General features: G+C 35.3%; 14 protein-coding genes. 9 read left to right on the forward strand and 5 right to left on the reverse strand.

All coding sequences use genetic code 11. The annotated features are described in order from the left end of the window. Nucleotides 1-12 precede the first annotated feature (12 nt). On the forward strand, nucleotides 13-906 hold the full coding sequence (locus tag AC1DCY_RS03805) for a deoxyribonuclease IV (protein ID WP_477347577.1): 894 nt from the start codon (nucleotides 13-15) through the stop codon (nucleotides 904-906). A gap of 137 nt (nucleotides 907-1,043) precedes the next feature. Here the strand turns inward: AC1DCY_RS03805 and AC1DCY_RS03810 are convergent, their stop codons facing one another. Continuing rightward, nucleotides 1,044-1,280 carry a Nif11 family protein gene (locus AC1DCY_RS03810; RefSeq protein ID WP_477347579.1) on the reverse strand — a complete coding sequence of 79 codons (237 nt, stop codon included), beginning with the start codon at nucleotides 1,278-1,280 and terminating at the stop codon, nucleotides 1,044-1,046. Between the two features lie 231 nt (nucleotides 1,281-1,511). Here AC1DCY_RS03810 and AC1DCY_RS03815 point away from each other — a divergent pair, with 231 nt between their 5' ends. Genes AC1DCY_RS03815 through AC1DCY_RS03825 form a run of 3 tightly spaced genes read left to right on the forward strand, consistent with a single transcriptional unit; the run spans nucleotide 1,512 to nucleotide 3,555 of the window. After that, entirely contained in the window at nucleotides 1,512-2,258 is a 747-nt protein-coding gene (locus tag AC1DCY_RS03815) for a metal ABC transporter ATP-binding protein (RefSeq protein ID WP_477347581.1), read from the forward strand. Nucleotides 2,259-2,272: 14 nt separating this feature from the next. Next, nucleotides 2,273-3,136, forward strand: a complete 864-nt coding sequence (locus AC1DCY_RS03820) for a metal ABC transporter permease (RefSeq protein WP_477347583.1) — start codon at nucleotides 2,273-2,275, stop codon at nucleotides 3,134-3,136. Further along, entirely contained in the window at nucleotides 3,133-3,555 is a 423-nt protein-coding gene (locus AC1DCY_RS03825; RefSeq protein ID WP_477347585.1) for a Fur family transcriptional regulator, read from the forward strand. Before AC1DCY_RS03820 ends, AC1DCY_RS03825 begins: the two co-directional genes overlap by 4 nt. A gap of 428 nt (nucleotides 3,556-3,983) precedes the next feature. Here AC1DCY_RS03825 and AC1DCY_RS03830 read toward each other — a convergent pair whose 3' ends face one another. Together AC1DCY_RS03830 and serC are read right to left on the reverse strand one after the other, a co-directional pair. Further along, nucleotides 3,984-4,148: a hypothetical protein gene (locus AC1DCY_RS03830; RefSeq protein ID WP_477347587.1), complete on the reverse strand. Its 165-nt coding sequence runs from the start codon at nucleotides 4,146-4,148 to the stop codon at nucleotides 3,984-3,986. A gap of 86 nt (nucleotides 4,149-4,234) precedes the next feature. Further along, the gene (gene serC / locus AC1DCY_RS03835) at nucleotides 4,235-5,323 is read right to left on the reverse strand and encodes a 3-phosphoserine/phosphohydroxythreonine transaminase (RefSeq protein WP_477347589.1); all 1,089 of its coding nucleotides are present in this window, start codon (nucleotides 5,321-5,323) and stop codon (nucleotides 4,235-4,237) included. A gap of 601 nt (nucleotides 5,324-5,924) precedes the next feature. On the opposite strand from serC, the gene AC1DCY_RS03840 reads away from it, so the two are divergent. After that, complete coding sequence (locus AC1DCY_RS03840) at nucleotides 5,925-6,209, forward strand: hypothetical protein (RefSeq protein ID WP_477347591.1); 285 nt, start codon at nucleotides 5,925-5,927, stop codon at nucleotides 6,207-6,209. Between the two features lie 97 nt (nucleotides 6,210-6,306). After that, nucleotides 6,307-6,843, forward strand: coding sequence for a hydrolase (locus AC1DCY_RS03845; protein ID WP_477347593.1), 537 nt, complete (start codon nucleotides 6,307-6,309; stop codon nucleotides 6,841-6,843). A gap of 36 nt (nucleotides 6,844-6,879) precedes the next feature. On the opposite strand, the gene AC1DCY_RS03850 is transcribed toward AC1DCY_RS03845, so the two are convergent. After that, nucleotides 6,880-7,389, reverse strand: coding sequence for a PCYCGC motif-containing (lipo)protein (locus AC1DCY_RS03850; protein ID WP_477347595.1), 510 nt, complete (start codon nucleotides 7,387-7,389; stop codon nucleotides 6,880-6,882). A gap of 80 nt (nucleotides 7,390-7,469) precedes the next feature. Next, the gene (locus AC1DCY_RS03855) at nucleotides 7,470-9,782 is read right to left on the reverse strand and encodes a YhgE/Pip domain-containing protein (RefSeq protein ID WP_477347596.1); all 2,313 of its coding nucleotides are present in this window, start codon (nucleotides 9,780-9,782) and stop codon (nucleotides 7,470-7,472) included. Between the two features lie 192 nt (nucleotides 9,783-9,974). Between AC1DCY_RS03855 and AC1DCY_RS03860 the strand changes: the two genes are divergently transcribed. From AC1DCY_RS03860 to AC1DCY_RS03870, 3 genes are all read left to right on the forward strand, one after another. Further along, the gene (locus AC1DCY_RS03860) at nucleotides 9,975-10,454 is read left to right on the forward strand and encodes a thioredoxin family protein (protein WP_477347598.1); all 480 of its coding nucleotides are present in this window, start codon (nucleotides 9,975-9,977) and stop codon (nucleotides 10,452-10,454) included. A 224-nt stretch (nucleotides 10,455-10,678) separates the two neighbouring features. After that, the gene (locus AC1DCY_RS03865; protein ID WP_477347600.1) at nucleotides 10,679-11,380 is read left to right on the forward strand and encodes an O-linked GlcNAc transferase; all 702 of its coding nucleotides are present in this window, start codon (nucleotides 10,679-10,681) and stop codon (nucleotides 11,378-11,380) included. 299 nt (nucleotides 11,381-11,679) lie between these two features. Then, the gene (locus tag AC1DCY_RS03870; protein ID WP_477347602.1) at nucleotides 11,680-13,860 is read left to right on the forward strand and encodes a bifunctional diguanylate cyclase/phosphodiesterase; all 2,181 of its coding nucleotides are present in this window, start codon (nucleotides 11,680-11,682) and stop codon (nucleotides 13,858-13,860) included. Nucleotides 13,861-13,874 lie beyond the last annotated feature (14 nt).

Below are 13,874 nucleotides of genomic sequence, written 5' to 3' on the forward strand. Positions count from 1 at the left end.
GGAGGCATTCAAATGCTACTTGGATCACATGTTTCAATGAGCGGAAAAGAAATGCTGCTCGGATCAAGTAAAGAGGCCCTTTCATATGGGGCAAATACCTTTATGATTTATACAGGTGCACCTCAAAACACTCGTCGTAAAGCAATTGCTGACCTTAATATTATGAATGGTTTACTACACATGAAAGAGCATGGCATGACAAATATTGTTGTCCATGCTCCATACATTATCAATATTGCGAACACAGAAAAACCTGAAACTTTCCGTCTAGGTGTAGATTTTTTACAGTCTGAAATCGAACGTACAGCGGCGTTGGAAGCAACACAAATTGTTTTGCATCCAGGTGCTCATGTAGGTGCGGGAGCAGACGCAGGTATTGCCAAGATTATTGAAGGTTTAAACGAAGTGTTGTCACAGGATTACCCTGTACAAATCGCATTAGAGACAATGGCGGGGAAGGGAACTGAATGTGGTCGTTCCTTTGAAGAGCTTGCTAAAATTATCGATGGCGTAACAAATAATGAGCGTCTTTCAGTATGTTTTGATACATGCCATACTCATGACGCTGGTTATAACATTGTAGAAGATTTTGATGGCGTCTTAAATGAGTTTGATAAACTTATAGGTGTTGATCGTATCAAAGTCCTTCATATCAATGACTCAAAAAATGTCCGTGGTGCAGGAAAAGACCGTCACGAAAATATTGGCTTCGGTCATATTGGCTTTGATGCTTTAAAAAATATTGTGCATCACCCACAATTAATGGAGATTCCTAAAATCCTAGAAACACCATTTGTTGCTTTAAATAGTGATGCCAAATCAAAATCGGCACCTTATAAACATGAAATTGAAATGCTCCGTAATGGAGAGTTTAAACCAGAGTTAATCGATGCTCTAAGAGGATAAACTAAAAAGCCCGAAATCAGCATAGACTGAATTTCGGGCTACTTTTTTCTTCATTGAAATGTAATTGCAGCGACAGCGGCAAATGCTTTCTGTAGCGAAAGCGAACCGACAGCTACAATTACGCCAAGGGGAATTGATTATTTCGTAAACAATGCAATCAATTGTCTGGAACGCTTTCTACCTAAAACAGCTTCAACCTCTACAAGAATATCTTTTGGAATACCTAAAAAGAGCCATGAAAATGAGAATTGCTCCAAATAAGGCCGGAGTTTTTTTACTTCAGAACTCGTAATTTCAAATCCTTCAGCACGTGCAATCTTAACAATTTCCTTATCACTACTTTGTGTTAATTGCTGTAAAAATTGAATACTCAAAGCTAATCCTCCTTTTAAAGTTGTTTAGTTTCTTGAAACAAAATCATTCTTGTGAACGTCGTGGCAGCTATGAAAAAGCTTCACATTAATGTGTCAGAATCAATGTCTATAACAACTTGAAATCGAAAACAGTAGAATAGCAATCTTATTTTCTTTACAAATACTGTACTTTCATTTATACTTACAACTTGTAAATCGTAATGATTTTGAATTAGAAAGAAGAGAACATACATGAAACAATCATTAATTGACATTGAAAACGTGTCATTTCAATATGACTATACTCAAGTTTTAAAAAATATCTCTTTTCGTGTAGAAGAGGGAGATTTTTTAGCACTTCTTGGTCCCAATGGTTCAGGGAAATCTACATTGTTAAAAATTATTTTAGGGTTACTAAAACCAATGTCTGGAGAAATAAAGCTATTTGGTGAACCAAGTTCAACTTTTAAGCATCGTGAATGGATAGGGTATGTGTCACAAAAATCTAATGCCTTCAATTCAGGATTTCCAGCTACCGTCCAAGAAGTAGTGAAAAGTGGATTATCGAAAAAATTAGGGTTATTTAAAAGACCTGGACGAGATGCAAAGGATAAAGTGTTTGAAGCATTAAAAGCGGTTGGAATGGAAGCATTTATGAATCGTAATATTGGTGAGTTATCTGGTGGGCAACAACAACGTGTCTTTATTGCAAGAGCCTTAGTTAGTGAACCAAAGTTACTAATTTTAGATGAACCAACTGTCGGCATTGATCATGAGAATGTACAGTCATTTTATGATATGCTGGCGAAATTGAATCGGGAACAAGGAATTACAATGATTCTTGTTACACACGATGTTGATACAGTATCGAACCGTATCAGTCATGTGGCATGCTTAAATCAAACCATACATTTCCACGGTTACAAAAATGAATTTGATACAATTTCTCACGATGCGCTTGATGCTTGGTATGGCCATTCAGTGAGAAAGATTCACTAGAAGGAGAAGGCATAATGATCGAAGCAATTTTTAACTATGAATTTTTACAAAATGCCTTTTTCTCTGGGCTATTAATTGGCATATTGGCACCGCTACTAGGTGTTTTTATTGTCGTTCGCAGGCTTTCTCTTATTGCAGATGCCTTATCACATGTAACACTAGCAGGTATAGCGGGAAGCTTATATATCAGTCAATCTGTTACAGCCTTAGCAATGCTAAATCCGATTTACTTAGGCATACTGGCCTCTGTCAGCGGTTCGATTTTAATTGAGCGTCTTAGACGTTTATATAAGCACTATGAAGAGCTTGCTATTCCAATTATTATGTCTGGTGGGATTGGTATTAGTGCTATTTTTATCTCGCTTGCGAGTGGCTTTAGCACGGATTTAATGAGCTATTTATTTGGTTCAGTGTCAGCTGTATCACGTCAGGATTTATGGGTAGTGGTAGGAATTGCTGCCGTTGTCATTATCTTTTTGTTTATATTTTTTAAAGAACTTTTTGTTTTATCTTTCGACGAGGAATATGCAAAAGCTAGCGGTCTGCCTGCACGTTGGATCCATCTCTTATTTATGATCGTTACAGCGCTTGTTATTGCTGCAAGTATGCGCATCGTCGGTATTTTACTTGTATCATCACTTATGACGTTACCAGTTGCAGCTGCAATGCGACTTGCAAAGGGCTTTAAGCAAACAATCATCTATGCAATTGTCTTTGGCGAAACGGCTGTGTTAATCGGTTTAGTCAGTGCATTTTATTTAGATTTAGCACCCGGTGGTACAATTGTCGTTACTTCTATCTTAATTTTGTTACTTGTAATACTAGTGAAGAAAATAGTATTTAAAATGGCTGCAAATCGGGAGGAGGTAGCGCAGTGAATGTTTCAAGAGCGTGGGAAATTTTAAAAGAAAACGGCTTTAAAAAAACAGATAAGCGGGAGTTAATATTAGATATGTTTGCAGCAACAGATAAATATTTAACTGCTCGAGATTTATTAGATGTTTTGAAGAAAGATTTTCCGGGTATGAGTTTCGATACGATTTATCGCAACCTTGCAACGTTTGTGAAGCTAGGAATACTGGAGGAAACTGAGTTATCTGGAGAACGAAATTTCCGTATGCATTGTGAGTCTGAACATCATCACCATCATTTTATTTGTATGGATTGTGGTAATGTTAAGGAGTTAAATCTCTGCCCTATGGAAATGCTTGGAGAAAAGCTGCCAGACTATGAAATTGAAAATCATAAATTTGAGATCTATGGTAAATGTCCAGAGTGTAAACATGAAACTTTGTAAGATCTGAAATGACAATATTTGAAGAAAGGGGGTAGTTCCAAGTGAGGTTTAACTTGGAGCTACCCCTTTTATAGTAATTATGCTGTTAAACGAGCAGCTTCAATTTTATTGTATAATGGCCTTCCCGACTATTATTGCGCATTACTCTAATAATCTATGATTTTCGAGTGAAAAGAGATTGGTAATATGTCCGCTAGGCATTTAAAAAGATTTTTTTTCATTCTGAATAGAAGGTATTGGCTGCTTCATGAGTATTTGTTTTCTTTCCGCAAATATTAAAAAAGACGAATGATTACGTTAGTAAATCATTCGTCTTTTTTTATCTTCATTCAGTAAAAGGGTCCCACCTCTGAAGGTGAAGATGAATGCGAATGTGTGGTCCCTTTTCAGTGGGTATCCAAACACTTACTGAAATAGAGGAACTCAGTCTAAGAACGCCACGTCCTGTGGCAACGACTGAGTGACCATCTTCGTGTTGTGTTGTGTTGTGTTGCTGTCGCTTCGCTTTCGCACAGACAAAAACACGTTGCTGACGCTACGCTTTCGCGCAAAAAACATCTGCCGCTGCCGCTACGCTTTCGCGCAAAAAACATCTGTTGGCCTAAAGCCTCCGAACGCATTGTTTATCTGTAGCGAAAGCAAATCGTCAGCTACAATTACGCCAAGGCGAAATTGATTATTATTGATGTTTTTGTTGGAATTCTACCATAAAGTCACGTAATGCTTCACAAGCTTCTAACGGTACAGCGTTATAAGTAGAAGCACGGCAGCCTCCTACAGAACGGTGTCCATTAAGTCCAACAAATCCTGCTGCTTTTGCTTCTGCAAGGAATTGTTTTTCAAGCTCTTCATCAGCAACACGGAAAGTGATGTTCATTAAAGAACGGCTTTCAGGTGTTGCATGACCTGTATAAAATCCGTTGCTATTGTCAATAGCATCATAAATTACTTTTGCTTTTAGCTCGTTATGCTTGGCAATTTCAGCAACGCCGCCTTTTGATTCTACCCATTTTAATACTTCACCTAACATATAGATACCAAAAGTTGGTGGTGTATTGTATAAAGAGTTGCTGTCAGCGTGTGTTGAATATTTTAATATTGTAGGAATATTTTTATTCGCTTTCTCTAGCAAATCTTTACGAATAATGACTACTGTTACACCAGATGGACCAAGATTTTTTTGAGCACCTGCATAAATAAGACCAAATTTACTTACATCCACTGGCTTAGAAAGGATATCACTAGACATATCCGCAACAAGCGGTACATTTCCTGTTTCAGGGAATTCCTTCCATTGCGTACCGTAAATCGTATTGTTTGAAGTGATATGCAAATAAGCATCTTCTTCATTGAATTGGATATCTGCTAAAGCTGGGATATTGCGGTATTTATTTTCTTTTGTACTAGCAGCTTCTACAGGCGTACCAAATAATTTAGCCTCTTTGAATGCTTTTTCAGACCATGACCCTGATAATACATAGCTAGCTTTTTGATCTGCCTGTAAGAAGTTCATTGGAATCATAGTGAATTGAAGACTAGCCCCACCTTGTAGGAAAAGAACTTCATAGTTTTCTGGGATAGCATAAAGCTTTTTCAATAAAGCAATTGCTTCATTATGTACTTCGTCGAAAATGGCACTGCGGTGGCTCATTTCCATTATAGACATGCCTGAGTCACGGAAGTTTACTAATTGTTGTTGAGCTTTTTCTAATACTTCTAGTGGTAGGGCAGATGGGCCTGCGTTAAAATTGTATGCACGTTGTGTCAAAGTGGTACACTCCTTGTTTGTTTTATAAGGTTAAACCTTGATCATAGGGTTTTTAGTCCTTACTAATTGGTTGTTGAATCTATCGGGCTTTTACAATCAGTTCATAGTCATCTAGCTAACTTTTTCATTTATTGATAATAGATTAAGCGGAATACTGACCGTTAAAAGCACTTTACTGGATTATAACTCAATTTTCAAGAGAAAAAATAAAATTCTCACTATTCGAGGAGAATAACGACAGGCTCGCAACAAAATGTACACAATTGAGTTAAAATTCATAATAGCGTTTTAGCTTTAAATACGAACAAACCGAAATATGGTTGTACATATGTGAGTTAATATTTCGTGATTTACACATTGCGAAAACGGTGTAATTATAAAATGTTCGTGTTTGTTTAAATGGGATTTCTTCTGCCAAATGAGTACTCGCTTGCACATTCCACTCCAGAAGGACGCTTTCTGTAGGTATAGTTTAAGTTCTTATAGGGTAAAGACTGATACATTCAGAGGTAGAAAGGAACACAAAAAAGCAGCCAATATTGACTGCTTTTCTATCGCTAATGTTTTGTATAAAAACTAATCAAATTAGGAGGGCAAAATTATGAAAAATAAAGAACGATTAATTTGGTTTAGTATATTCATTGCATTAATATTAACGATTTTTATTAATATATCTACAACTTTTGGTGCACCGTTAGAATGGGTTGCTTTTTATGGTAGAAACGACGAGATAAATAGTTTCTTCTCACTATTTACTCCAAAAAAATTTACTCAAACCCATTTTAATATTGGTACACTAGCAATAGATGTTCTATTTATTTATGTAATTCTATCTATTATCATTAAAAATTATAAGTTATACGTTTCTAAACGAGAAAAACTTTGAACGAAATTTAAGGTGGACGAAATATTTCTATCCTACCACATAAACCAAGTAACTTTCGGTATAATGAATTGTGAATAAGGATATAAGGGGTGTTTTAATGTTTACAATAGAAGAAGCGTGTTTAGTTGTTGTTGACGTACAAGGAAAGTTAGCGACAATTGTTGATGAAAGTGAAGCGGTGATTGAAAATGTGGCCAAGTTGGTACAAGCTATGCAAGCATTGGAGGTACCTATTTTATGGCTCGAACAAAATCCTAGTCGTTTAGGTGGGACTGCATTAGATATTGCTCAACATCTTCAAGGGCAAGCTATTGCTAAAATGGCATTTAGTGCTTGTCAGGAGCAAGAATTTGTAGATGCATTGAAGGCAAGTGGTCGTTCTCAATTTATCGTGACAGGTATCGAAACACATATTTGTGTCTACCAAACAGCTGTACAGCTAAAAGAACAAGGGTTTGATGTTGAAGTTGTTGCAGATGCAGTTTCTTCGCGTACAAAGGCGAATAAAGAGATAGGGCTTGAGAAGATGAAGGCACTTGGAATTTTACCAACAAGTGTGGAAATGATTTTATACGAGTTACTACAACGTGCAGATCATCCACATTTTAAAACAGTGCTTCAACTCGTTAAATAATAAAAAAACTCATCATAACGATGAGTTTTTTTATTATTAAGCAGGCATATCAGTCGGTGTTGGTTTTGCGTAGCCTTCTTTATATGTGTTATCAATTGTTTGACGAATTTCTTTCAGGCTCATACCATCTTTATGCATTTTTGCAGACTGTACAGCAATTTCTAGGCAAACGAGACAACGAGTACCGTGATCATCCCAGACAATTGTGCCATCCTCAAGCTTGTCCTCAATAAAGCAGTTTAAATTGCTTTTGTGACCAGCTGATTCGCCACATCCGCAATAGCATGGCATCCACTTTAAAATTTCTGTAGACTGACCAGCGATTTGATACACTAAACGAATATCTTCTGATTTATTATCTAAAAACGAAGGTAAAACATCAGCAGAAGCAGTTTCCTCCTGAATATCTCCAGAAGCATGTACATGTCCTTCGTGTGAAGCTTCTTTTTGCGCTTCATTCTGATTTTTTTCAACAACCTGTTTATCTTCACCACAAGCACTTAACACTAATAACGACAAAGTAAAAATAGATAGTAGTTTTTTCAACAAAAGCGCCTCCTACATGTTTACAATACTTCCATTATAACATCGTTCACTTAAACATTTACAGGAAGCGCAAGTGAATATTAATGAAATATATCTAATCCGCGTGTTTTGTTCATTAAAAGTTCCATTTTCTCACTCAGTAATTTTTTTAAGAAGAAACCAAATAGAATGAAAATGAGCCAGAAGAAAGATAAAAAGGCAAGATCAATCCAGACCTTCGACCAAATAATCCCACCAACTGCCTCTCGCATCATTCCAATTGCATAAGTGAAAGGAAGAAATGGATTTATCATTTGGAAAAACTTTGGTAGTAATTCTACAGGATATGTGCCACCGGAACCTGCAATTTGCAGCACTAACATGACAATGGCTAATGCTTTTCCAACATTTCCGAATACGGATACTAGCGTATAGACAACTGTAATGAACACTAAACTAATAAATAGCCCAAATGGAATAAAGTAGTAAGGAGCACTTATTGATCCATCTAAAAGAACAACATCCCCTATTGTAATAATGAGCGTTTGTATAAATGAAAAAGTTGCAAATGTTAATAAACGTCCAAAGTATATTTGGCGAATACTATATTGATTATTGTCGTGAATATCTACAGATAAAAGAGAAATTAATAATAAACAACCAACCCAAATGGAAAGCACAGTGTAAAAAGGTGTCATAGCTGTTCCATAATTAGCAATTGGAAACATTCTATGTTCCTCAAGCTTAATAGGCTCCTCAAAGAAATCTCTCTCAGCGTTAACATCGTTTTTCAATAATTGAACGATTTCAGAAATATCAGCTTCGCTTTCTAATTTTCTTAGCTTGTCTGCAAGATCTTTAATTTTTGTACTTAAAGCAGGAAAATCTGATTGTACTGTACCAATTGTCTTATTAGCTGTTGCTAACATATCTTTAGCATTTGTTAAACGATCGGTTGCTTGAGGCAGTACACTTTTTACTTTTGTTAGCATGGTTGATGCATTTGTTAACGTATTTCTCGCAGAAGCCAAGGTCGTATGAATTTGTGGCTCTAGGTTATCGTTATAATGAGTAAGGAATTGATGAAGATTGTTTGAAGCATTTTGCGCAACATTTTGAACATCAGCAAGATCTTTTTTTAGCGTTTCGACATCAATATTATTTAACTGCTGTACTTTAGTAGAGGCGTCCGTTAATAAAGTATTTAGCTGATTTAGTGCTGTTAGAGAGCTTAAGGAATAATCGGTTAAACTAGGGTTTGCTTGTAAATTCCCGCGTATAGCTTCAAGTTGTTCAATAATTTTATTATTAGCTAGCAACGTCTTAACATCTTCAGAATTGCTTTGCTGTAGCGCCGTTAGGATGTTTTGCACTTTGTTTTCAAGTTGTTTACGTGTCGAAGCATCAGCTTGTGTTAATTTTTGAAGTGCTTCAAGTGTTTGGATGCTAGAGTTTACTTTATCACGGGATGCATCCAGTTGATTTTTAATCGTATCCTTTATTTGTGCAAGGGTAGCTGAATCCACATTAGCATTTTGTATTTTCCCTATTATATCTGTAAATCGTTGAGCAATATTTTGCACAGCTTCTAGATCTTTTTTTACGATAGGGGACAACTGGTTGAACAATGTATCAGCTTCATTAATCAATTTTAAGCCTGAGTTGATAGTTGTTAGACCATCATTTGTTAATTTTTCAACTTCAGGAACTTGGGTAATCGTGTGGTTCAGTAATGTCTCAGCTTCTTTTCCGCCTTTAGCAGTTTTTGCTAAAAACGTTCCGATATCAGGAAGGTTATGTTCGATTGTAAAAATGTAATTTTCGAATTTCTTAAAATCTGGAATTTCCTTTTCCATCTCCACACCGATCGTATTAAAAATAGAAAAAAGTGTTCCGCTGACAGTTGAGATAAATTCACTAGAAACTTGTTGCGTCAGGCCACTAGCACCTTTACTTGTAATTTTGGGTGCGATTGGATTTATTTTTTCATTTACATAATAATCGATATGCGCTTTAGTAGGCACATTTGATAGTATAGAGGTCAGTTTTTGAGAAAAATCACTAGGGACAACAATAACCGCAAAATAGTTACCATTTTTTAAATTATCAATGGCTTGATCATGAGAGATAAATTCCCAAGTAAAGTTTTGATTGGTACTTAAATTGTCTACTACCTCGTTTCCGACATTAATATCTTCTCCTCTAACATTCGCTCCTATATCTTCATTGACAATAGCAATTTTCATGTTGGCTGTATGCGCATAAGGATCCATAGAGGCATAAATATTGAGCCACGCATAAAGAGAAGGTAAAAAAATGAGCCCACCAATAATGACAGCAACTACCCAGTTTGTTAAGATATTATGGATATCACCTTTATAAATTAGAAAAATATTTCGGATAGTGTGTTTCATTTTAACCACTCCACATTCGTATTGAGCATTATATATGTATGTTCCCAAATTCGGGCCAAATTATGTTTGAATTATGGAAAAACTTATTTTCAAAGACTAATTAGTTTACTAGGATTTAAAAACAATTTATAATCAATCGCGAATGCACTAAAACTAGGATTTTTTGGTGTAAAAAAGGAGGAACACATTCTAGTGAAAAAACTACTTATTATTGGCTCAGTTATTGTTTTGTTATTTGTGGCAATTATTGTGCTAACAAATGTATCGAACAAAAGTAAATTAGCAAGTGCAAATAATCCTTATGGCGACAAAGAACTGAAACAAGAAACAATTGATCAATTGGATGACAAAAATTATCAAAACATTATGTTACCCGACGAGCTTGAAAAAAAATTGGCGGCTGGTGAAGATGTAAATGCTTATTTCTTCAGTCCAATTTGTGTGCACTGTAAAGCTTTTACACCTGAGTTAATGCCGATTGCTAAGGAGCTTGGTATTGAAATTGCACAATTAAATGTATATGAGTACGATGAATTATGGAGTAAATACAATTTTAATTCGACACCAACTTTTATTCGCTTTGAAGGTGGTAAAGAAGTTAATCGTTTTGTAGGTGCATTACCAGAAAAAGATTTACGTGCATTTTTAACTAAAGAAGTATTAAAAAAATAAGCGAAGCTGAGACTGAATCAAAAGTTATTTTTGATTCAGTCTTCTTTTTTTAACGTCTTTCAGCAATGTTCTTTGTAGCGAAAGTGAAACGGCAGGTACTGAACCTCTATTGTTGAAAGAAGTTAAGGCCACTGCCGATTTTGGAATCAATTATGCCGAGGCATAATTGGTTTTTGTAGTGTATACTAAATATACTGAAGAGTTGTACATTGGAGGAATATTGAATGGCAATGGATGATTATTTTTATAATGGTGAGCTAATGAAGTGCTTTGAGGCGGCTAAGCAAGTTACAGATGAAAATGAGAAAGCGCTAGCTGATAAATATATTAAATTATTAGAAGAGTATGATTTTGCTAGCTATCCAAAGCCTGTACTGGGTGTTGAAACTCAACATGCAGAACGAGCGGATGAAAGCTATCCTGAATCGGATGCCGTTGTCGAAATTCGTGCAATAAAAGATGAAGCAGAGTTTTCAAAGCGAATTAAAGAACTAGAGGATGTAGCGGCAACAGGTACTCCATATGAAAAGGCACATTCATTTTTCACACAGGGTGAATTGTTTTTATTTGCACATCATTACAATGAGAGTGTCCATTGTTTTAGACAAGCAGTAAAAGAAAACCCTAACAAGGCGCTATATTGGGGCATCACAGGTCAAACGATGCATCGCTTTGGATGGATGCCATTTGATGCACTTGGCTACCTAGAGCAAGCTATTAACTTAGATTCAAAAAATGCGCGTTGGAAATGGAATAAGGCACTTGTTCTTATTCAACTAGCAAAGGATTTGCAGATGGCACCGTTTATGGCAAATGCTGCAATTACATTAGAAGAGGCAATAGCTGATTGTGGCGAACATCAGCGATCATTAAAAGATGCTATCCAAAATACAATAGATAATATGGATAGCTATGTATTTTCATAACAGATAGAAGATGTCTCAAAAGCTGAGGCATCTTTTTTATTTTCATTCAGCACATGTTTTTTGTAGCGATACTTTTTATCTCGAAAAAGCCTGATAAGTGAAGATTAATAATCAGTGTAGGATGAAGAACCCCTTCTACTGATTAAAGTTTTACTTTATTTTAATATTTAGTCCTAAGTTTTTATTTTTGTTTGGTTGAAAAGTCGGTACTTATCGATAAAATTATAGTATAATTATACTAAATTCATCAATAAAACAATATATGGAAGGAGATTATTTAGAGATTAAGAAGGGGTGTTATGATGTGGAAATTTAATGAAGATTTTTCATTTGTGAAGCAGGGCATTCAATTCATCCTATTATCACTGATGTTATTAATCGTAATTGGTTTGGGTAGTGATAAATTTTATTGGATATTTGGAGAGAACAATTATGTAACGCTTCATTTAATGATGGAAATGCTTATTACTGTAGTTACAATGTCTATTTCGATTCAGACATGGCTAATTACGCCTTATATTTTATCGAATAGAGTCCTCTATGCTGGGTCATTATTTTTAACGATTAGCTTATTAGAAATAGCTCACGCACTTTCCTATAAAGGAATGCCATTTTTCATTACTGAAAGTACGCCGTATGCATCAACATGGTTTTACATGTTTTGTCGATTACTATTATCGATTGGTTTTCTCATTATTTTCTTTATAAAGGAAAAGGAAATAAAATCGATTTATCGTTGGTTTATTTATAGCTTGCCGTTTGTAATAATCACTGGTTGTTTTGTCGTTATCTATGCTCCAACGCCTATTTTGCCCCCTCTTATAATAGAAGGTGAAGGTCCTACTGTTTTAAAAAATACTTTACAATATACAGCTGTAGCGCTTCAAATGGTGATTATGGTTCTATTACTTAAAAATTTTAAGAATGCGCCTAAAATTATATTTTTATTATTATGTAGTTCGATTTATTTAATAATGAGTGATTTTCTTTTTACAATGTATCAAGATGTTTATGATATTAAAAACTTCGCAGGCCATATGTTTGAGTTAGGTGCATTTTATCTTTTATTTAGAGCTATTTATTTTTCATCTATCGAAAAACCATTTAAGCAGTTAATAGATACACAAGAGCATTTAGAAGAATCTCGTGAAAAGATGCATTATATGGCGTATCATAATGAGATTACGAAATTACCAAATGAACGTTTTTTGATGGAATCATTAAAAAAAGATTTATACATATCTAAATCAAAAAAGGCAATTCTTGCTATCGGCATAGAAAGAATTGCTGCAATTAAAGCGTCTTTGGGTAGTACGTATGCAGACCAAATGATAAATCTAATCGCGCAAAGATTGAAAACTGTTTTACCAGAGAAGTATTTACTTTGCTTGCTGAGAGAAGATCATTTTGTCGTTTATATTGATGAGGTAAGCAATACCCATCAATTGACGCAGCTCAGTCAACAGCTTCAATTTGTCATGGAAGAATCATTCCAAATACAACATTTTTCTCTCAATAGTCAATTAAATATTGGTATTGCTTTATTTCCAACAAACTCCAATAGAGAAGAGGAACTTATTAGATTTGCACTCTATGCTATGCATGAAGCTCAGAAAATGCCAACTCGTATACGGTTTTATGAGTCCTCGATATCTAATGAAACGACAGAAAGACTTTTATTAGAAAATGATTTACATGATGCATTAGCTAATCAAGAGCTTTTTTTAGAATATCAACCGCAACTAGATTTACATACGGGACAAATAAAGTCAGTAGAGGCTTTAATCAGATGGCAGCATCCGAAAAAGGGTTGGATTTCGCCAGGAGTCTTTATTCCAATTGCTGAGGAATCGGGATTAATAGTTCCTATAGGACAATGGGTACTAGAAACAGCCTGTAAACAAGTAAAGAGTTGGGAAGCAGCTGGATTGCCACCCATTAAAGTAGCGGTCAATCTGTCATTAGGTCAACTTTTTCAGCAAAATTTAGTTGAAATAATTCGCAATGTTCTTGAGAATACACAATTAGAGCCAAAATATTTGCAGCTAGAGATAACGGAAAGTATGACCATCAATATTGATCATATGACGACGATCTTACATAAATTAAAGGCACTTGGGGTTACAATCGCAGTAGATGATTTTGGGACGGGCTATTCGTCATTATCTTATTTGAAGGATTTTCCTATAGATTGTTTAAAAATTGATCGGTCGTTCGTTCAGAAAATACAATCAAACTCTACAGATAAGGCATTAGTTGACATGATTCTCTCTATGGCGAAACATCTACAGTTAAAGGTAGTTGCTGAAGGGATAGAAGAGATAGAACAGCTATCATATCTAATAGACAGCGAATGTGATACTGTTCAGGGCTTCTTATTTAGCAAACCTGTACCTCCACAAATATTACAAGAGAACTACCAAACGCTTCATAATAATGCAAAGTCTATATTAGATTCAATTACTGCATCTGAAGTATAAAGTGTTCAAAAAAC

The sequence above is a fragment of the Lysinibacillus sp. 10T31 genome (genome assembly GCF_056394365.1).

What these genes read in the sequence shown, in the direction of transcription:
- AC1DCY_RS03805 (WP_477347577.1), top strand. Translation starts at nt 13, where the DNA reads ATGCTACTTGGATCACATGTTTCAATGAGCGGAAAAGAAATGCTGCTC.
- AC1DCY_RS03845 (WP_477347593.1), top strand. Translation starts at nt 6,307, where the DNA reads ATGTTTACAATAGAAGAAGCGTGTTTAGTTGTTGTTGACGTACAAGGA.
- AC1DCY_RS03855 (WP_477347596.1), bottom strand. Translation starts at nt 9,782, where the DNA reads ATGAAACACACTATCCGAAATATTTTTCTAATTTATAAAGGTGATATC.
- AC1DCY_RS03870 (WP_477347602.1), top strand. Translation starts at nt 11,680, where the DNA reads ATGATGTGGAAATTTAATGAAGATTTTTCATTTGTGAAGCAGGGCATT.
- AC1DCY_RS03815 (WP_477347581.1), top strand. Translation starts at nt 1,512, where the DNA reads ATGAAACAATCATTAATTGACATTGAAAACGTGTCATTTCAATATGAC.
- AC1DCY_RS03830 (WP_477347587.1), bottom strand. Translation starts at nt 4,148, where the DNA reads ATGTTTTTTGCGCGAAAGCGTAGCGGCAGCGGCAGATGTTTTTTGCGC.
- AC1DCY_RS03840 (WP_477347591.1), top strand. Translation starts at nt 5,925, where the DNA reads ATGAAAAATAAAGAACGATTAATTTGGTTTAGTATATTCATTGCATTA.
- AC1DCY_RS03865 (WP_477347600.1), top strand. Translation starts at nt 10,679, where the DNA reads ATGGCAATGGATGATTATTTTTATAATGGTGAGCTAATGAAGTGCTTT.
- AC1DCY_RS03820 (WP_477347583.1), top strand. Translation starts at nt 2,273, where the DNA reads ATGATCGAAGCAATTTTTAACTATGAATTTTTACAAAATGCCTTTTTC.